The sequence below is a fragment of the Nonomuraea maritima genome, assembly GCF_900100395.1.
Lineage (GTDB): Bacteria > Actinomycetota > Actinomycetes > Streptosporangiales > Streptosporangiaceae > Nonomuraea > Nonomuraea maritima.
On record NZ_FNFB01000035.1, the window covers coordinates 16,217 to 35,191 of the forward strand.

Below are 18,975 nucleotides of genomic sequence, written 5' to 3' on the forward strand. Positions count from 1 at the left end.
CTACCACCCACCGTCCCAGTCGACGCGGTGGGCCTCGCCGTAGGGTTCGCGGGAAGGTTCACGGCGGAGTTCGCGGTCGGGCGGGCCGTACGACGGTGGCAGCAGGCCCTCGCTCGTCAGCCACTGGATGAGCCCGCGGTAGCGGCGGCCGAAGGCGCGGTCGCCGTGCCGCCGCCGGCCCCCGCGCTCGCCGTTCCTGGCTTCCTCGCGGGCGAGCGCCTCCTCCAGGCCCGGCGTGTGGCCGCCCTCGAAGCGGGCGAGGTTCGGCCCGGGGAACCCGCGCGCCTCCGTGCCGCGCAGCGCGTTGCGCATCGACCGCACCCAGATCGGCCCCGGCAGCGAGGCTCCCTGCACCGAGCCGTAGTAACGGCCGCCGATCGTCACCCCGCGCAGCGGGAACCGGTACGAGCCCCGGATGTCGCCCACGCTCACGGCGGCCGCCAGCGTCGGCGTGTACCCGGCGAACCAGGCCGAGGTGTAGCCGTTGTTCGTGCCCGTCTTGCCGGCGGCGGGCCGGCCGATCCCCTGGCCCGTCATGGTGCCCTTGTCGAACACGCCCTCCAGCACCCGGTTGACCGCGTCGGCGACCGGCCGCTCGATGACCCGCTCGCACGCGGGCGGCACCCGCGTACGCCGCCCGTCCCTGCCGATGATCTCGACGATGGCCAGCGGACGGCAGTACATCCCCCGGGCCGCGAAGGTCGCGAACGACGCCGCCACCGTCACCGGGTCCATCTCGTTGATCCCCAGCGTGAACGTCGGCACCTCCTGCAGCGGCTTGCCGTCCGCCCGCTTCACGCCGAGCGCCTTGGCCGTACGCACGACGTTGCAGAGCCCGACCTTGCGCTCCAGCATCATGTAGAAGATGTTCACCGACTTCCACGTGCCGGTCTCCAGGCTGTGCGGGCCGCCCTCCCCCTCGCCGCCGGCGTTGAGTATGCGGGCGTTCGGGTCGTTGACCGCCCGGCCGTCGCAGTTGCGGTAACCCTGCGAGGGCACCAGCGAGCCGGGCGTCATGAAGCCGTCGCCGAAGCGCCAGCCCTGCTTGAGCGCCGTGGCCAGGGTGTAGACCTTGAACGTCGAGCCGGCCTGGAAGCCCTGCCCGCCCCCGTGCGCGACGTCCGCGACCAGGTTGAAGGTGGTCTTCGGGCCGTTCTTGCGGTTGCCGGGGTTGCGGCCGAACCCCTTGCTGGCCGCCATCGCCTTGATGCGTCCGGTCCGTGGCTCCACCATGGCCTCGGCGGCCACCTCGGTGTCGTCGCGGTGGACGTACTCCCTGATGGCCCGGTCGGCGGCGCGCTGCGCGATCGGGTCGAGGCTGGTCCTGATCGTCAGGCCGCCTCTCGACATCCGGTTGCGCCGTTCCGCCTCGGTGTTGCCGAAGACCGGGTTCGACAGCAGCTCGCGGTGGACGTACAGGCAGTAGAAGGGGAACTCGCTCTGCTCGCAGCCGCCCGGCTCGGAGCGCAGCTTGATGCTGAGCGGCGCCGACTTGGCGGTGGCCGCCTGTTGCTTGCTGATCCAGTTGAGCCCGGCCATGCGGTCGAGCACGAGGTCGCGCCGCTGGAGCAGCCTCGCCCGGTGGTCCCGCCCGAGCGAGGGGTCGGTCGAGAACGGCATCCGCACCGCCCCCGCCAGCGTGGCCGCCTGTGTCAGCGTCAGCCGCGAGGCCGAGGTGGAGAAGAAGCGCCGGGCCGCCGCCTCCACCCCGTAGGCCCCGGCGCCGAAGTAGGCGATGTTGAGGTAGCGCTCGAGGATCTCGTCCTTGCGGTACTTCTTCTCCAGCGCCATCGCCAGCCGCAGCTCGGTGATCTTGCGTCCGAGGCTCGGCGCGCGGGCACGGTCGCGCTCGGCGTCCGTACGGGCGCTCTCCACCAGGATGTTCTTGACGAGCTGCTGGGTCAGCGACGATCCGCCCTGGCGGACGGCCCCCGCCTGGGTGTTGGTCAGCAGGGCCCGCAGGGTGCCCCTGACGTCGAGCCCGCCGTGCTCGTAGAAGCGGGCGTCCTCGATGGCCACGATGGCCCGGCGCATCACGGGAGCGACCTTCGCGAGCGGGACCGTCGTCCGGTTGGCCTCGTAGAACTGCGCGAACGTCCGGCCGTCCTTGTCCAGCAGCCTGGTCACCTGCGCGAGGGGCTCCTCGCGCGGGGCGGGCGGCAGGTCCAGCAGGACGTTCGCGGCGTTGCGCGTGGCGATGCCGCCCCCGCCCACCACGGGCACGGCCAGTGCGGCCACCAGCACTCCGCCGAGCGCCCCCACCAACCCGAGTCCCGCGACGGATCTGAGTACGGTCACGTAACTTGATGTACGACGTCCCGATCGGCGGCAAACGCCCGCTTCCAGCGTCTTTACAGTTGTTTACTGCTACTTGCTCGCGTCACTGGGCTCCACGGAGTCCCGCCTGATAGCGAGCCCCAGCGAGGCGAACTGCTCGAAGGGGTGGTGGTAGCCGCGCTCGATGTGGTGCACGCCGCGCAGCGTGGACGTCCCGTCGGCGACCGCCGCCGCCAGCACGGCCGAGAAGCCCGCCCTGATGTCGGGCAGCGTCACGTCGGCGCCGCGCAGCCGCGACACCCCCCGCACCACGGCCGAGTGCCGGGCGTTGGTGTCGTGGTAGCGGCAGGCCGGGCCGCCGAGGCACTGGTCGAACACCTCGATCTCGCAGCCCATCTTCTGCAGCGCGGGCACGTACACCAGGCGGTTCTCGAAGACCGTCTCGTGCAGCACCGACATGCCCTGGCTCTGGGTGAACAGCACCATCAGCGGGGTCTGCCAGTCGGTCATGAACCCGGGGTGGGTGTCGGTCTGCACCGCCGCCGCGCGCAGGCCCTCCGGCGGCGCGGTGGCGCACAGGTACTCGTCGTTGATGTCGAACTTGGCGCCCATCCTGGCCAGCGTGGTGATCGCGGTGACCAGGCGGTCCTGCGGGCAGCCGTGCACGCGTACCTCGCCCTGGGTGATCAGGCCCGCCGCCAGGTACGAGAATGCCTCGATGCGGTCGCCGGCCAGCCAGGTGGAGGCGCCGTGCAGGCGCTCGACGCCCTCGATGACGATCCTGCGGTCGGGCGACAGCTCGATCATCGCGCCCATCCGCTGCAGGAACAGCGCGAGCTCCACCACCTCCGGCTCGGTCGCGGCGTTCTTCAGCACCGTCTTGCCCTCGGCCAGCACGGCTGACATGAGCACCGTCTCGGTGGCGCCCACGCTGGGGTACGGCAGCTCGATCCGGGTGCCGCGCAGGCGCGCCGCCTTGGCGAAGATGCCGGTCTCGCCCACCTCGACCTCGGCGCCCATCGCCCGCAGCGCCTCCACGTGGAAGTTCACCGGACGGCGCCCGATCGGGTCGCCGCCGACGAGCGGCACGAACGCCTCACCCGCCAGGTGCAGCAGCGGGCCGAGCATGAGGATGGGAATGCGGTTCAAGCCGGTGAACGCGTCGGGCACCCGGGGCTCGATCCGAGGGCCCTTCTCGATCCTGATCTCCGAGCCGGAGATCTCGACCCCGATGCCGAGCGCCCGCAGCATGTCGGCCGTGATGCCGACCTCGCCCACCTCGGGGGCGTTGTGGATGCTGCTCTCGCCGTCGCCGAGCATGGCCGCGACCATGTGCTTGGAGACGCCGTTCTTGGAACCGCGAACTTCGACGTCCCCCCGGAGCGGGCCGGAGGGTTCGATCTTCCAGACTTCTTCTGCAATCACGAAGCGAGCCTAGCCGGGGATAACATCGAGCTGATTCGGACACACATGCGAAGGGGAGTGGCGTGGCGAGGGAAGTACGCGCATTTGCGGTAACTGTCCTCACACTCGCCGCCCTCGGGGCCGCCGCCGGGCTGCTCTGGTCCGGCATCGCGCCGCGGGTCCCGCTCCAGGTCACCGACCAGGGCACGCTGCTGGCCGACCCCACCACGCAGGCGCTCATCGCGGCCGACGGCTGGTTCGCCGTGATCACCGGCGGGCTCGGCCTGGTGTGCGGCGGCTGCGCGTGGCTGGCCGGCCGGCGCTGGATGCTCGGCGTCCTGCTCGGGCTCTGCGTGGGAGGGACGGCCGCCTCGTTCCTGACGCAGTGGGCCGGGTCGGCGTTCACCATCGGATCGGTCACCGTCGAGGCCGCCGCCGCGGCACCCGGGGCCGCGATCGTCCCTGGAGCCCTGCAGCTCACCGCCCGCGGCGTCCTGGTGTCCTGGCCCCTGCTCGCCGTCGGCTTCTTCGCCCTCCTCGAGGGCATGCACGGCTACCGCGAGTCATCCCTGCGCCAACCGTACGGCGGGCAGCTCTAGAGCCCGTCGCCGAGCGGTGGCCGCCGCAGGCCGTGGCCGGTGGCCTGTTCGAACGCCCGCGCCACGCGCAGCACCCTGGCGTCCTCGAACGGCGGGCCGACGATCTGCACGCCGACCGGCAAGCCGTCCGGGGTGAAACCGGCCGGGACGGACGCGGCGGGGGCGTGCAGCGCGCTCACCCAGTACGCCGAACGCATCCACGTGAGGTAGTCGGGCAGGGGCTCGCCGTTGATCTCGGTGACGTACGGCTGCTCGACCGGGAACGGCGGCACCTGGCTGACCGGCGCGATCAGGATGTCGTAGGTGTCCCAGAACGCGGCCATGCGCTGGTAGAGGGCGCTGCGCGCCACCTCCGCGCGGACGAGGTCGGCCCCCGTGACCCCGCGGCCCTGCTCGACGTTCCAGGCCGTGTTGGGGCCGAGCTCCGTCTTGTCGCCGTGGGCGAGCAGGTAGTACCAGGCCCGGTAGGTGCGGAACGCCTCCTCCGCGCCGGTCAGGTCAGGGTCGGCGAGCTCCACGTGCGCGCCGAGACGCTCGAACACGGCCGGCGCCGTCGCGGTGACCGCCGCCGTGCGCGCGTCCACCGGCAGACCGCCCAGGTCGGGGCTCCAGGCCACCCGCAGCCCCGCCACGCCCTCCTCGGGCTCCGGCGCGAAAACCTCCTTGATCGCGTACGGTGAGCGTCGGTCGAATCCCGCCACGACGCCGAGCATGAGCGTCACGTCCTCGACCGTCCTGGCCATCGGCCCCGACACCGCCAGCGTGAACCAGGCGGCCGTGTCGGAGAGGTCGGGCACCCGGCCAGGGGTGGGCCGCAGGCCGACCACGTTGCAGAAGGAGGCGGGGTTGCGCAGGGAACCGCCCATGTCGCTGCCGTCGGCCAGCGGGACCATGCCGGTCGCCAGCGCGGCCGCCGCTCCCCCGCTGCTGCCGCCGGCGGACTTCGTCAGGTCGTAGGGGTTCCTCGTGGCCCCGAACACCTCGTTGACGGTGTGGGAGCCGGTGCCGAACTCGGGCGTGTTGGTCTTGCCCACCGTGATCGCCCCGGCGGCCCTCAGCCGCCGCACGATGAGGTCGTCCTGGTCGGGCACGTGGCCGGCGAACAGCGGGGAGCCGTACGTGGTGCGGATGCCCGCCGTGTCGACGAGGTCCTTGTGCGCGACGGGCAGGCCGTGCAGCGGCCGGTCCGCCTCCTCGGGGCGGGCCGCGTCGGCCGCCTTCGCCGCGTCGAGCGCCCGCTCGGCGGCGAGGGTGACGACCGCGTTGACGCGCGGGTTGACCTGCTCGATGCGGTCGAGGTGCGCCTGCAGCACCTCGACGGCGCTCAGCTGCCGGGTCCTGATGAGACGGGCCAGTTCGGTGGCGGTCAGATCATGCAGTTCGCTCACCCCGCGATCCTCCCCCACCCCCGCCCCGGATCACAGCCCTCCTTCCACCCGCCGGGAGTGGGCCTTTCCCCGGGGTGGGTCAGGCGCCGAGGCAGGCGGGGCCGAGAAGTTCTTTGAGGTCGCCCATGAGGGCCGGCGAGGGGGTCACGCGGTAGCGGTCGCCCACGCGCATCACCGTGGTCTTCGGGCCGTTGTGGACCTGCAGGTGCACCTCGGACGTGCCCGGGTGGGTGCTGAGCACCTCTCGTAGCCGCCCGACCACCGGCGGCGTACACCGGTTGAGCGGCAGGCTCACCAGCAGCGGCCCACCGGCCTCCTGGGACAGGTCGGGCGCCGTGACCTCCATCGCGATGATCTTCGCGACGTCCTCGCGCTTGTCGATCCGCCCCTTGACGAACACGATCGCGTCCTCGGCGAGGATCGTCGAGCACAGCTGGTACGCCGACGGGAAGATCATCACCTCGATCGAGCCTTCGAGGTCCTCCAGCTGGGTCAGCACCCAGGTGTCGCCCTTCTTGGTGACCTTGCGCTGCACCCCGCTGAGGATGCCGCCCAGCGTCACCACCTGCCCGTCGGCCCGGCTCTCGTCCTGGACGGCCGCGATCGAGCAGTCGGCCCCTGCCGCGAGGATGTGCTCGACGCCGAACAGCGGATGGTCGGACACGTACAGGCCCAGCATCTCGCGTTCGAGCTGCAGCAGCGTGGTCTTGTCCCACTCGCCCACGGGGATCTGGATGTCGAACGTCTGGTCCTCGCCGCCGTCCATGCCGCCGAAGAGGGAGTCCTGGCCGATGGCCTCGTTCTTCTTGATGTCGATGATCGCGTCGACGGCCTGCTCGTGCACCATGACCAGGCCCTTGCGCACGTGGCCGAGCGAGTCGAACGCGCCCGCCTTGATCAGCGACTCGATGACGCGCTTGTTGCAGACGATGGCCGGCACCTTGCGCAGGAAGTCCTTGAAGTCGGCGAAGCGGCCCTTCTCCTTGCGCGCGGCGATGACGCCGTCGACGACGTTGCCGCCGACGTTGCGGACGGCCGACAGCCCGAACCGGATGTCGGTGCCGCGCGGCGTGAAGTCGAAGTCGGAGTCGTTGACGTCGGGCGGGAACACCTTGATGCCCATGCGCCGGCACTCGTTGAGGTAGAGGGCCGACTTGTCCTTGTCGTCCTTCACCGAGGACAGCAGCGCGGCCATGTACGCGGCCGGGTAGTTGGCCTTGAGGTACGCGGTCCAGTAGGCGATGAGGCCGTAGGCGGCGGTGTGGGCCTTGTTGAAGGCGTAGTCGGAGAACGGCAGCAGGATGTCCCACAGCGCCTTGATGGCGGCGTCGGGGAAGCCGTTGTCCTTCATGCCCTGCTCGAAGGAGGCGTACTGCTTGTCGAGCTCGGCCTTCTTCTTCTTGCCCATGGCGCGGCGCAGCAGGTCGGCGGCGCCGAGGGAGTAACCGGCCACGCGCTGGGCGATGGCCATGACCTGCTCCTGGTAGATGATCAGGCCGTACGTCGTGTCGAGGATGTCCTTCAGCGGCTCCTCGAGCGCCGGGTGGATCGGCGTGATCTCCTGCTGGCCGTTCTTGCGCAGCGCGTAGTTGGTGTGGGAGTTGGCGCCCATCGGGCCCGGCCGGTAGAGCGCGAGGGCGGCGGAGATGTCCTCGAAGTTGTCGGGACGCATGAGCCGCAGCAGCGAGCGCATGCCGCCGCCGTCGAGCTGGAACACGCCCAGCGTGTCGCCCCTGGCCAGCAGGTCGTAGCTCTTGCGGTCGTCGAGCGGGAGCGCGAGCAGGTCGATCTTCTCACCTGTGGTCGCCTCGATCATCTTGAGGCAGTCGTCCATGATGGTGAGGTTGCGCAGGCCCAGGAAGTCCATCTTCAGCAGGCCGAGCGTCTCGCAGGTCGGGTAGTCGAACTGCGTGATGATCGCGCCGTCGGAGTCGCGCCGCATCACCGGGACGTGGTCGGTCAGCACCTCGGCCGACATGATGACGCCGGCGGCGTGCACGCCGGTCTGCCTGATCAGGCCCTCCAGGCCCTTGCCGAGGTCGATCGTCGCCTTGACGTCGACGTCCTCGTCGTAGAGGCGGCGCAGCTCACCCGCCTCGGCGTAGCGCGGGTGGTCATTGTCGAAGATGCCCGACAGTGGGATGTCCTTGCCCATGACGGCGGGCGGGAACGCCTTGGAGACCCGGTCGCCCAGCGCGTACGGGTAGCCGAGGACGCGGCCGGCGTCCTTGATGGCGGCCTTCGCCTTGATGGTGCCGAACGTGGCGATCATGGCGACCTTGTCGGCGCCCCACCGCTCGGTCACGTACCGGATCACGTCGCCGCGCCGACGCTCGTCGAAGTCGATGTCGACGTCGGGCATGGAGACGCGCTCGGGGTTGAGGAACCGCTCGAAGATCAGGCCGTGCGCGATGGGGTCGAGGTCGGTGATGCCCATCGCGTACGCCACCAGCGACCCGGCGGCGGAGCCACGGCCGGGGCCGACCGGGATGCCGTTCTGCTTGGCCCACATGATGAAGTCGGCGACCACGAGGAAGTAGCTCGGGAAGCCCATCTGCTCGATGATGCCGATCTCGTACTCGGCCTGCTTGCGGTGCTGGTCGTCGTAGCCCTCCGGCCAGCGCCTGGCCATGCCCTCCCAGACGGTCCTGCGGAAGAACTCGGTCTCCGTCATGCCGTCGGGGATGGGGAACGTCGGCATGAGGTTCTTGAACTCGAAGAACCCGGCCGGGTCGACCTTCTCGGCGACCAGCAGCGTGTTGCGGCAGCCCTCGGCCCACAGGTCGGAGGAGTCGACGGCGCGCATCTCGTCGGCGCTCTTGATGTAGTAGCCGCTGCCGTCGAAGCGGAACCGGTCGGGGTCGGACAGCTGCTTGCCGGTCTGGATGCACAGCAGGGCGTCGTGGGAGGCGGCGTCGGACTCGTAGGTGTAGTGGGAGTCGTTGGTCACCAGCGGCGGGATGTCGAGCTCGCGGCTGATCCTGGTCAGCCCGTCGCGGACGCGGCGCTCGATGTCGAGCCCGTGGTCCATGATCTCCAGGAAGAAGTTGTCCTTGCCGAAGATCTCCTGATATTTCGCCGCCGCCTTGATCGCCTCGTCGTACTGCCCGAGCCGCAGCCGCGTCTGCACCTCGCCCGACGGGCAGCCCGTGGTCGCCATGAGGCCGTCGGCGTGCTCGGCGAGTATCTCGGCGTCCATGCGCGCCCACTTGCGCACGAAGCCCTCGGTGTAGGCACGCGAGCTGAGCTTCATCAGGTTGTGCAGGCCGGTCTTGTTGCGCGCCCAGATCGTCATGTGGGTGTAGTAACCACCCGCCGAGACGTCGTCCTTCTTCTGGTGCGGCTCGCCCCACAGCACGGGCTTCTTGTTGTGCCGCAGCTCGGGCGCGACGTACGCCTCGATGCCGATGATCGGCTTGATGCCCGCGCCGGTCGCCTGCCGGTAGAAGTCGTAGGCGCCGTGCATGTTGCCGTGGTCGGTGATCGCGATCGCGGGCATGCCCAGGTCGCCGACCTGTTTGAACATCTGCTTCAGGCGCGCGGCCCCGTCGAGCATCGAGTACTCGGTGTGCACGTGCAGATGGACGAACGAGTCACTGGACGACATGGAGCGGCGCCTCCCGGTCTCGAAGAATGATGCGCACCGACTCTAGTGCTCCCGGCCGACACTCCTGCGCGCGACCGGCCGTAACGCGACCCCGGCGACCGCTCGTGCGGCCGCCCGGATATCCTCGATGTCACTGTCCGTATTCGAAGGGGCACGCGGTGCACACGACCAGCGAAGGATACACGCACGCGCTAGGCAACCGTCAGGTCCAGATGATCGCCATCGGCGGGGCGATCGGCGTGGGCCTGTTCCTCGGCGCAGGGGGCCGGCTGGCCGCCACGGGGCCGGCGCTCGTGCTGTCCTACGCCGTCGCCGGCGTGGCGGCGTTCTTCGTCATGCGCGCCCTCGGCGAGCTGGTGCTCTACCGCCCGGTGTCCGGCTCGTTCGTCGAGTACTCCAACGAGTTCATCGGCCCGTGGGCGGCGTTCGCCAGCGGCTGGATGTACTGGTGCAACTGGGCCTTCACCGGCATCGCCGAGCTGACCGCGATCGCCATGTACATCCACTACTGGGCGCCGGCCTTCCCCCAGTGGCTCACCGCGCTCATCGCGCTGTCGTTCGTGCTGACGGTCAACCTGCTGTCGGTACGGCTCTTCGGCGAGCTGGAGTTCTGGTTCGCGCTCCTCAAGGTGGTGGCCATCTCGATCTTCCTGGTCGTGGGCCTGGTGCTGGTGGTGTTCGCCGTCGGCCAGGCGACCCCGGCCAACCTCGTGTCCCACGGCGGCTTCTTCCCCACGGGCTTCCCGCTGGTGCTCATGAGCCTGCAGTCGGTGGTGTTCGCGTACGCCTCGATCGAGCTGGTCGGCATCGCCTCCGGCGAGACGGCGCGCCCGCACGAGGTCATGCCGCGGGCCGTCAACGGCGTGGTGTGGCGCATCGCGATCTTCTACGTCGGTTCGGTGCTGCTGCTCGGCATGGTGCTGCCGTGGACGCTCTACAGCGCGGCCGAGTCGCCGTTCGTGACGTTCTTCTCCGGTCTCGGCGTGCCATGGGCCGCCGACGCGATGAACCTCGTGGTGATCACCGCGGCCGCGTCGTCGTGCAACTCCGGCCTGTACGCCACCGGCCGCATCCTGCGTTCCATGGCGATGAAGCGGGAGGCGCCCGGTTTCACCGGGACGCTGAGCTCCCGTCACGTGCCGATCGGCGGCATCATGTTCACCGCCACCATGCTGCTGGGCGGGGTGGCGCTGTTCTACTTCCTGCCCGCGCGGGCCTTCAACATCGCCACGGCGTGCGCCTCGCTCGGCGTGGTCACCACCTGGGGAGTGCTGGTCTACTGCCAGCTGCGGCTGCGCAGGTCGGGTCACGTCTCGACGTTCCCGATGCCCGGCACCCCCTACACCAACTGGTTCACCCTCGCGTTCCTTGCCCTGGTGGTGCTGCTGATGCCGTTCGCCGACGACGACCAGCGGGTGGCCTTCTTCCTCATCCCCGCCCTGGTGGTCGGGATCGCGGTGGGCTGGAAACTGGTCAACCGCCGCCACTCGGCCGCCGCCCTGACCGAGTCCGCCTCGGCGCCCGCCTCTCCGGCGGGTTCCACCGCCGGGCCCGCCGACCCGCCCGCCGAACCCTAGCCGCCGCGACAGCCCCGCGCCCGTCCGAGGCTCGGTAGTCTCGATGCCGCAACGCGGAGGTCACTCGGGGAGGTCATGCTGGACGAGACTCGGCGGAAGATCGTCCGGATCTCGGTGGCGGCCGCGCTGGGTGTCGCGCTCGCGCTGGCGTTCCTGCCCCTCCGGATCCTGCCCAGGCTGGCCTGCGCCGTCCTCGACGCGGGCTGCCCCACCGTGCCCGAGGCGCGTGGCCGGTTGCCGCAGATCACCAGGCTCACGCCCGTGCAGGTGGCGCTGAGCGGCACGTACGTCGCCCTCGGCGACTCCTTCTCCTCCGGCGAGGGCGTCTGGAGCTCCGGCCAGCCGCCGGTCAACGACGGCGCCGACCGCTGCCACCGCTCCACGGGCTCGTACGCGCCGCAGGTCGCGCAGTCGTACCGGTTCCCCGGCGGCACCGTCTTCTACGCCTGCAGCGGAGCCACGACCCGCCAGCTGCTGACCGGCCAGTGGGGTCACCCGCCCCAGATCACCCGCGTCGACGCCGCCGCCGGGCTGATCACGCTGAGCATCGGCGGCAACGACGCGGGGTTCACCCAGGTGCTGACCACGTGCATCGTCAAGCTCCCCTGGTCGTCGGCCTGCGTCGACCAGGACGCCGCCGTCGGCCGGCGCATCGACGAGCTCGCCACCAACCTGCGGACCGTGCTCCACGAGCTGCGCGTACGCGCCCCCGACGCCCGCGTCATCGTCCTCGGCTATCCGCGGCCGTTCCCCGAGCGGCCCACCGGCACGTACGACAACCTGAGCGTGGCCGACCAGCAGTGGCTGAACGGCATGACGCGCCGCCTCGACGACACCGTGAAGTCGGTGGTGTCCGAGTTCGACCGGACGATCGCCGGGTTCGGCGCCCCGGGCAGCGCCGAGTACGTCGACGCCTACGAGGCGTTCACCGGCCACGAGATCGGCACCGCGCAGCCGTACCTCAACGGGTTGCACATGGACATGGAGCAGATGACCGTCGACGCCCGCAGCTACCACCCGACGGGCGAGGGCTACCACCGCTTCGCCGAGCTCGTCACCGCCCAGGTCGCGCAGGGCCCCGGCCGTCCCATGAACAACTACCGCCTGACCGACCCGGGCGGTCAGTGAGCGGCGCGCTCCTCCGCGAGGTGCAGGCCCGCCTCGATGACGGCGTTCATGATGGGCGCGAGGCGCGCCTGACCGAGCCGGGGTGCGCGCACGGCCATCCGCTCGACGACGGCCCGCTCGCGGTCGGCGTCGCGGCCCGCGAAGCCGCCCACCGGCTTGATCTGCTGCACCCGGCCCGCCAGCGCGGCCCGGCGTTCGAGCAGCGTGGCGAGCGCGGCGTCCACCCGGTCGATCGCCTGCCGGCAGGCGGGCAGCGTCGTGGGCGCCTCGTCGCGCAGCAGCGCGCCGACGAGGGTCACGGCCTCCTCGGCCACCCGCCAGTCCGCCCCGGCCTGCCCACCGTCGCCTGAGCCCCGAGCAGCGCCATCCGGTACGCCGTACGGCGCTTCCTCAGGGACGACGGCGCGCGGGCGGGACGGCGTGGACGTCACGGGCTCCGGCACGGACAGGATCAGCCCGTCGGCGCCGGCCGCGACGGCCGCAGGCGACAGGCCAGGGTCGCAGGAGACGTCCACCAGCACGGGCCTGCCGGAGGCCGACCTGGCCGCCCGCACGAGACCCAGGTCAGGACGCCCGGTCTCGCAGAGGATCACCCGCCCGTCCCCCTCGGCGGCGCAGTAGCCGGCCAGCCCCAGCCACTCCTCCAGGGACGCCCCCGGCCGCCGCTCCACCACGACGGGCAGCCCCAGCGCGGCGGCCGCCCGCACCAGCGGGATGTCGCGCGTCCATGACGCGCCCACCACCACCCCGTCGGCCAGCTCGGCGACGGCCGGCAGGTCGGCTGCCGTCGCCGGCTCCACCACCACGACAGGCACGTGCCGTTCGCGCAGCACCGCTGAGGCGTCCGCGTGCCCTCGCCCGCGCAGGCTCACCCGGCCGCGGATCACCACGGCGGGCCCCTCGCCCACCCGCAGCTCGCCGAGCCCGACCGCGTGCCTCTGTGGAACCGCAGGCCCCTGCGCGACCGCGTGCCGTTCCAAGGTCGACGACATCCGTCACTCCCCTATTCGGCCGGCTGTCCCGGAGCCGGCGGCGAAAACGAAAAAGGCAGAGACGGGTGTCTCTGCCTCGTGCCGACTCCAGGTGGTCGCTAGCTGACGACCGGCTCTCCTGGAGCCGGCTCGGTAAACGCGTAGCGACAGCAAGTCATGTCCGCAGACTACACCCAGCGCCGACCTGCCGGACCTGCCCCCACATGGGTGACTCGCCTCCGGGCAAGTCGCCGTTGATCCCTCGCTATGGGAGTATTTCTTGGCCTAGAGGAGGGTTTGAGGCCGTTGACGTCGGATCGCAAGCAGGAGGGTCGCCGCATCGCCGGCCGCTACCAACTGCAGGAGCCCATCGGCAGGGGCGGCATGGGCATCGTGTGGCGTGCCTACGACGAGCTCCTCGACCGCACCGTCGCGGTCAAGGAGGTCAGGTACGCCGCCGCCCTGGGCGAGGAAGTGCAGCTGCTCAACCGGCGCACGATGCGCGAGGCCAGGGCCGCGGCCCGGTTCGAGCATCCCAACGTGATCGTCGTCCACGACGTGATCGAGGAGGACGACCGGCCCTGGATCGTCATGCAGCTGGTCCAGTCGCGATCGCTGGGCGCCGTGATCAAACAGGACGGGCCCCTGCCGCCCAAGCGGGTGGCCGAGATCGGCCTGGCCATGCTCGACGCGCTGCACCGCGCGCACGAGGCGGGCGTGCTGCACCGTGACGTCAAACCCGAGAACGTCCTCCTCGCCGACGACGGCCGCGTCGTGCTCACCGACTTCGGCATCGCCACGCTGGAGACCGAGACCCAGCTCACCGTGACGGGACTCGCGGGCACGCCCGCGTTCATCGCCCCCGAGCGGCTCAAGGGACTCCCCGCGCGGCGCGAGTCCGACCTGTGGTCGCTCGGCGCCACCCTCTACACGGCCGTCGAGGGCCGCTCCCCGCACGAGCGCGGCATGGCGCTGGCCACCATGCACGCCGTGCTCACCGACGAGCCCGACCCCATGCCGCACGCCGGCCCGCTCACCGAGGTGATCAGCGGGCTGCTGGTCAAGGAGCCGGTGCAGCGGCTGACGTACGAGGAGGCGCAGCGGCTGCTGCGCATGGCGCTCGCGCAGGCGAGCCCGCCGCCGACCGCGCAGTTCCCTGCCGCGCAGGAGCTGCACGTCCCCGCCCCCGCGACCAAGCCGAAGCGTCCCGCGAAGGCCAAGCGTCCGTACGCGCCCGTGGTGGACGACACCCCGACCGACCCTGGCCCGGCCCCGGCCGCCTCGTCGGCCCTGCCCGAGACCGGCGCGCGCATCCCCTCGGTGACCGTGGAGCCGACTCCCGCGGCCGAGTCCACGATGGACGCCAGGAAGTCCGAGCCGCGGCGGCCCGGCATGGTCGTCGCCGCGGCGCTGGCGGTCGTGCTCGTCGCCGGCGTCGGCGGCTACCTCGGCCTGAGATCGGTGTCGGACGGCGAGGGCGGGACGGCCACCGCCGTCACCGACCCCAGCGCCACGCCCGCCACGTCGGCGCCGCAGCCGTCCGCGTCCGCCGCGACCAGTACGCCGGCGAGCACGCCCCCGAGCCCGTCCCCGTCGCCGAGCCCGTCCGAGAGCGAGACCCCCACCAGCAAGCCCACCCCCAAGGAGACGAAGAACCCGCTGCCAGCGGGGTGGAAGATGTACAAGGACAAGAAGATGGGCTTCTCCATCGGCCTGCCCAAGGGGTGGGAGGTGTGGACGCGCAGCGGCCGGCAGGTCAAGTTCAAGGGCCCGGGCGCCGCCGTCAACGCGTACCTCATGATCGAGGAGGCCGCCAAGCCGGGCACCGACCCGTACAAGGACTGGAAGCGGCAGGAGCCGTACCTGAAGAACAACTTCGGCGGCTACAAGAAGCTCGACATCAAGCGCGTCGAGTTCCAGAAGGCCGCAGCCGACTGGGACTTCACCTGGAACACCAACACGGGTCCGACGCGGGTCCGCAACCGGGGGTTCATCACGGACAACGGGCGGGCGTACGCCATCTACTGGCACACGCTCAAGAGCCACTGGAAGGCCGATTACCACTTCTTCGAGGGCTTCTGCGACACCTTCGTGCCCGCGAAGTAGGCTTCCTCGGGTGAACAGGCAGGTAGGCGACCGCTACCGGCTGATCGAACCGATCGGCGAGGGCGGCATGGGCGTCGTCTGGCGTGCCTACGACGAGCTGCTCGACCGTACGGTGGCGATCAAGGAGGTCCGCTACACCGGCGTCGACGACGCGCGGCGGGCCGAGCTCAACCGCCGGACCATCAGGGAGGCCCGGGCCGCCGGCCGCCTCGACCACCCCTCGGTGGTGGTCGTCCACGACGTCGTCGAGGAGGACGGCCGCCCGTGGATCGTGATGCAGCTCGTACGGTCCCGCTCGCTCGCGCAGGTGGTCCGCGCGAACGGGCCGCTGGCGATCGGCCAGGTCGCGGTGATCGGCGACCGGGTGCTCGACGCGCTGCGGGCCGCGCACGCGACCGGGGTGCTGCACCGTGACGTCAAGCCAGAGAACATCCTGCTGGCCGACGACGGCCGGGTGGTGCTGACCGACTTCGGCATCGCCTCGATGGACAGCGAGGCGGGGCTGACGGCGACCGGCGGGCTGGTGGGCACGCCCGCGTACATGCCGCCCGAGCGGCTGAACGGCGATCCTGCCCGGCCCGAGTCCGACCTGTGGGCGCTGGGGGCCACGCTGTACACGGCGGTCGAGGGGACGCCGCCGTTCCGTGGCGAGTCGTGGGCGGCGACGGTGGCGGCGGTGCTGCGCGACGATCCGCGCCCACCGTCACGGTCCGGGGCGCTCACACCGGTCATCATGGGCCTCCTGCACCGCAACCCGGACGACCGTATGCCCGCCGAGGAAGCCGCCCACCTGCTCCGCGACATCACCACCAGCTCCTGGCGCCCCGGCCCCTCACCACGCGCCAACGGCCCCGTCCCTCGGCCCGCACCGCCTGCCGACGCGCCCTCGTCCGGGCCTGCGCCGCTCGGCGACGCGCCTTCCTCCCAGCCAGGGCCGCTCGCCGACGAAGCCTCCTCCCGACCCGCACCGCTCGCCGGCAGGCCCTCCTCCCGCCCCACGCCGGTCGGCGAGCGGCCCTTCTCCGAGCTCGACTCCGCCGAAGCGCCCACGCTGCGCCACCCCGCCAGGGGTGACAGGCCCTCCGCGGATCCACTCCCCTTTCCTGAGCCGAACGCCACGGGCGGCCCTTCCAGAACCGGCAGGACGCCCGCGACCGGATACCCGCCTGCCGGCGGGAACACGTCCGCGACGGCCGGGCGGCGGCGCGCGAAGCCGCTGTGGGTCGCCTTAACGGCGGTGCTGGCCGTCGTGGCGGCGGCGGCCGCGGCGGGCGTCCTGCTGTCCGGCAACCGGACGTCGGCGGGCGGCGGCCCGACGGCCACCGGCACGACCACCCCCATCCATCACCCCACACACCACGCCACCCATCCCACGGCCGGCCACCCCACAGCCACGCAGCCCACCGTCACCCGGCCGACGAAACCGCCGGCGTCCACCCCCGGCCCCTCCCCCGACACCACCCCTGGGGCCACGCCCGGCGCCACGGTGAGCGGCGTGCCCGACGGCTGGCGGACGTACACGAACACCGCGGGCCGCTTCAGGCTGGCCCTGCCCGACGGCTGGCAGGCCAAGAAGAACCCGTCGCGCGACAGCGTCAACGTGAGCGGGCCCGGCACCCCGGGGACGCTGATCGTGGAGTGGACCGTCCCCGACCTCCCCTGGGACGACCCGGAGAGCCACTGGGTCGCCCTGGAGAAGGAGATCCAGGCGAAGGGCCAGTTCCAGCAGTACACCCGGATCGGCATCACCCCCACCGACTACCTCGGCGTCCCGGCCGCCGACTGGGAGTTCACCCGGGTAAGGAACGGCGTGCTGATCCATGTGGTCAACCGCGGCTTCCACACCGCCGACGGCCGTCCGTACGCCGTCTACTGGGAGACCACGGACGCGCGCTGGAAGCAGGACCGCCACTACGTCGACACGTTCCTGAAGACCTTCCGGCCGCTGTGAGGAGGCGCCGTGAGCCGCTGCGAGGAGCCGCTGTGATGAGGCGCTGTGATGAGGCGCGCGTGACGGAGGAGCGGGCGCGCTTCTGGCGGCATCCTGCGGTGCCGGAGACCGACCTGCTGAAGGCCCGCTACGTGACCCACCGCTTCACCCGGCACGCCCACGACGGCTACGCGATCGGCCTCATCGTCGAGGGCGTGGAGGAGTTCGACCACCGCGGCTCCCTGCACCGGGCGGGCACCGGTGAGCTGGTGCTGGTCGATGCCGACACCGCCCACACCGGCCAGGCGGGCGTCCCCGGCGGGTGGGCCTACCGCATGCTCTACCCGTCTGTCGCGCTGCTGGCCGGGATCGCCGCCGAGCTGGGCGGGCCGCCCGGCACCCCGCATTTCCCCCGCCAGGTGGTCCGCGACGACCACGTGGCGGCGCTGCTGGCCCGCGCCCATCGGGCGGCCGAGCGCGAGGACGCGCTGTCGGCCTCGACGCTGAGCCGTACGCTGTTCGCGCGGCTGCTCACCCGGCACGCGACCCCCAGGCCGCGATCCTCGCCGCCCTCGGGAGGCGGAAGGGCCGTACGCGAGGCGATCGGCCTGCTGCACGACAGCCTGCTCGACCCGCCCACGCTGGACGCCCTGGCCGACGCGGTGGGCGCGCGGCCGTTCGCGCTGCTGCGGGCGTTCAAGGAGGCGACGGGACTGCCGCCGCACGCGTACCTGACCTCGCTACGGGTGGGCCGGGCGCGCCGCCTGCTGCTGTCGGGCCTGCCGCCGGCGCGGGTGGCCGCCGAGGTGGGGTTCACCGACCAGGCCCACCTGAACCGTCACTTCAAGCGCATCATGGGCGTTCCACCCGCCGCCTACCAGCGCGCCGCGGGAACATACAAGAACGGCGGCCCCCGCGCCTCCTAGCCTCCGCAGGGAGTCCCCGCGCTTCCTGGCCGCCGCAGGAACGTACAAGACCGGCGGTATCCGCCCTTCCTAACCTCTGTCCCCATGGACCGGACAACTCACCGTTCCGCCGCCGTACGGGACGGACTCGGCGTGGGCCTGGCCGTGGGACTGTCAGGACTCGCCTTCGGCGCCTCGGCCGTCACCGCGGGCCTGAGCGTGCCGCAGGCCTGCGTGCTGAGCCTGCTGGCGTTCACGGGAGCCTCCCAGTTCGCGCTGACGGGCGCGGCGGGCGCCGGCGGCGACCTGGTGGCCGCGAGCCTCGGCGCGCTGCTCCTCGGCGGCCGCAACACCCTGTACGGGCTGCGGCTGGCCGACCTCCTTCGCGTACGCGGCCCGCGCCGCCTGCTCGCCGCCCACGGCGTCATCGACGAGACCACGGCGGTCGCGCTCGCCCAGCCCACCCAGGAAGCGGCGCGTACGGGCTTCGTGACCACGTTCGCCGCGCTCTACCTCACCTGGAACCTCACGACGCTGGGAGGGGCGCTCGGCACCTCGTCCCTGGGCGACCCCGGCGTGCTCGGCCTGGACGCCGTGGGCCCTGCGGCGTTCCTCGCCATCCTGTGGCCGCGCCTCGCGGGCAGCGCCGAGCTGCGCGGCCTGGCGGCGGGCGCCGCGGCGGTGGCGCTGTGCGCCTCCCCGTTCCTCCCGCCGGGCGTGCCCGTGCTGCTGTCGGCCACGACGGTGCTGGTGGTGCTGGTCCGGTGACGTTGTGGTGGGCGGTCGTGGCGGTCTGCGCAGGCTGCTACGCGCTGAAGCTGGCAGGGCTGGCCGCGCCCCGGCGGTTGCTGGACCACCCGCGGGTGCGCCGGTTCGCGGAGCTGGTGCCGGTGGCGTTGCTCGCCGCGCTGATCGCCGTGCAGGTGTTCACGGAGCAGGGCCGTCCGGCCTTCGACCCGGCCCGTACGGCGGGTCTCCTGGCCGCGGTCGTGGCGCTGCTGCTGCGGGCGCCGTTCCTCGTCGTGCTGATCGCGGCGGCCGCCGTCACCGCGCTTGTCCGAGGAGTTCTCGGGTAGTCGGCGG

The 18,975-nt window shown here is 71.7% G+C and carries 13 protein-coding genes; 8 read left to right on the plus strand and 5 right to left on the minus strand.

Annotated elements, in window-relative coordinates; genetic code table 11:
* Together BLR04_RS34420 and murA are read right to left on the minus strand one after the other, a co-directional pair.
* The gene (locus BLR04_RS34420; RefSeq protein ID WP_090773262.1) at positions 1-2,298 is read right to left on the minus strand and encodes a transglycosylase domain-containing protein; all 2,298 of its coding nucleotides are present in this window, start codon (positions 2,296-2,298) and stop codon (positions 1-3) included.
* Between the two features lie 69 nt (positions 2,299-2,367).
* Complete coding sequence (gene murA / locus BLR04_RS34425; protein ID WP_245740850.1) at positions 2,368-3,702, minus strand: UDP-N-acetylglucosamine 1-carboxyvinyltransferase; 1,335 nt, start codon at positions 3,700-3,702, stop codon at positions 2,368-2,370.
* A gap of 62 nt (positions 3,703-3,764) precedes the next feature.
* Here murA and BLR04_RS34430 point away from each other — a divergent pair, with 62 nt between their 5' ends.
* Positions 3,765-4,280: a hypothetical protein gene (locus tag BLR04_RS34430; RefSeq protein WP_090773264.1), complete on the plus strand. Its 516-nt coding sequence runs from the start codon at positions 3,765-3,767 to the stop codon at positions 4,278-4,280.
* Here the strand turns inward: BLR04_RS34430 and BLR04_RS34435 are convergent.
* Together BLR04_RS34435 and dnaE are read right to left on the minus strand one after the other, a co-directional pair.
* The gene (locus BLR04_RS34435; RefSeq protein ID WP_090773266.1) at positions 4,277-5,668 is read right to left on the minus strand and encodes an amidase; all 1,392 of its coding nucleotides are present in this window, start codon (positions 5,666-5,668) and stop codon (positions 4,277-4,279) included. The two genes, BLR04_RS34430 and BLR04_RS34435, sit on opposite strands and share 4 nt — an antisense overlap.
* A 79-nt stretch (positions 5,669-5,747) precedes the next feature.
* On the minus strand, positions 5,748-9,275 hold the full coding sequence (gene dnaE / locus BLR04_RS34440; RefSeq protein ID WP_090773269.1) for a DNA polymerase III subunit alpha: 3,528 nt from the start codon (positions 9,273-9,275) through the stop codon (positions 5,748-5,750).
* A 158-nt stretch (positions 9,276-9,433) separates the two neighbouring features.
* Here dnaE and BLR04_RS34445 point away from each other — a divergent pair, with 158 nt between their 5' ends.
* Positions 9,434-10,852 (plus strand): amino acid permease, encoded by a 1,419-nt coding sequence (locus BLR04_RS34445; RefSeq protein ID WP_218129281.1) that lies wholly within the window; start codon positions 9,434-9,436, stop codon positions 10,850-10,852.
* Positions 10,853-10,927: 75 nt separating this feature from the next.
* Complete coding sequence (locus BLR04_RS34450; protein WP_090773274.1) at positions 10,928-11,980, plus strand: SGNH/GDSL hydrolase family protein; 1,053 nt, start codon at positions 10,928-10,930, stop codon at positions 11,978-11,980.
* Here the strand turns inward: BLR04_RS34450 and BLR04_RS42635 are convergent.
* On the minus strand, positions 11,974-12,972 hold the full coding sequence (locus BLR04_RS42635; protein WP_090773276.1) for a chorismate mutase: 999 nt from the start codon (positions 12,970-12,972) through the stop codon (positions 11,974-11,976). The two genes, BLR04_RS34450 and BLR04_RS42635, sit on opposite strands and share 7 nt — an antisense overlap.
* A 285-nt stretch (positions 12,973-13,257) precedes the next feature.
* Between BLR04_RS42635 and BLR04_RS34460 the strand changes: the two genes are divergently transcribed.
* The 5 genes from BLR04_RS34460 to BLR04_RS34480 all read left to right on the plus strand — a co-directional run bounded on the left by BLR04_RS34460 (position 13,258) and on the right by BLR04_RS34480 (position 18,968).
* Positions 13,258-15,057 carry a serine/threonine-protein kinase gene (locus BLR04_RS34460; protein WP_176903426.1) on the plus strand — a complete coding sequence of 600 codons (1,800 nt, stop codon included), beginning with the start codon at positions 13,258-13,260 and terminating at the stop codon, positions 15,055-15,057.
* A 10-nt stretch (positions 15,058-15,067) separates the two neighbouring features.
* Positions 15,068-17,008, plus strand: a complete 1,941-nt coding sequence (locus BLR04_RS42505) for a serine/threonine-protein kinase (RefSeq protein ID WP_090773280.1) — start codon at positions 15,068-15,070, stop codon at positions 17,006-17,008.
* A gap of 35 nt (positions 17,009-17,043) precedes the next feature.
* Positions 17,044-17,913 carry an AraC family transcriptional regulator gene (locus BLR04_RS34470; RefSeq protein ID WP_176903427.1) on the plus strand — a complete coding sequence of 290 codons (870 nt, stop codon included), beginning with the start codon at positions 17,044-17,046 and terminating at the stop codon, positions 17,911-17,913.
* An 84-nt stretch (positions 17,914-17,997) separates the two neighbouring features.
* Positions 17,998-18,660: an AzlC family ABC transporter permease gene (locus BLR04_RS34475; RefSeq protein ID WP_090773281.1), complete on the plus strand. Its 663-nt coding sequence runs from the start codon at positions 17,998-18,000 to the stop codon at positions 18,658-18,660.
* Positions 18,657-18,968, plus strand: coding sequence for an AzlD domain-containing protein (locus tag BLR04_RS34480; RefSeq protein WP_090773283.1), 312 nt, complete (start codon positions 18,657-18,659; stop codon positions 18,966-18,968). The genes BLR04_RS34475 and BLR04_RS34480 overlap by 4 nt, the downstream gene beginning before the upstream one ends.
* The last annotated feature ends 7 nt before the right edge of the window (positions 18,969-18,975 follow it).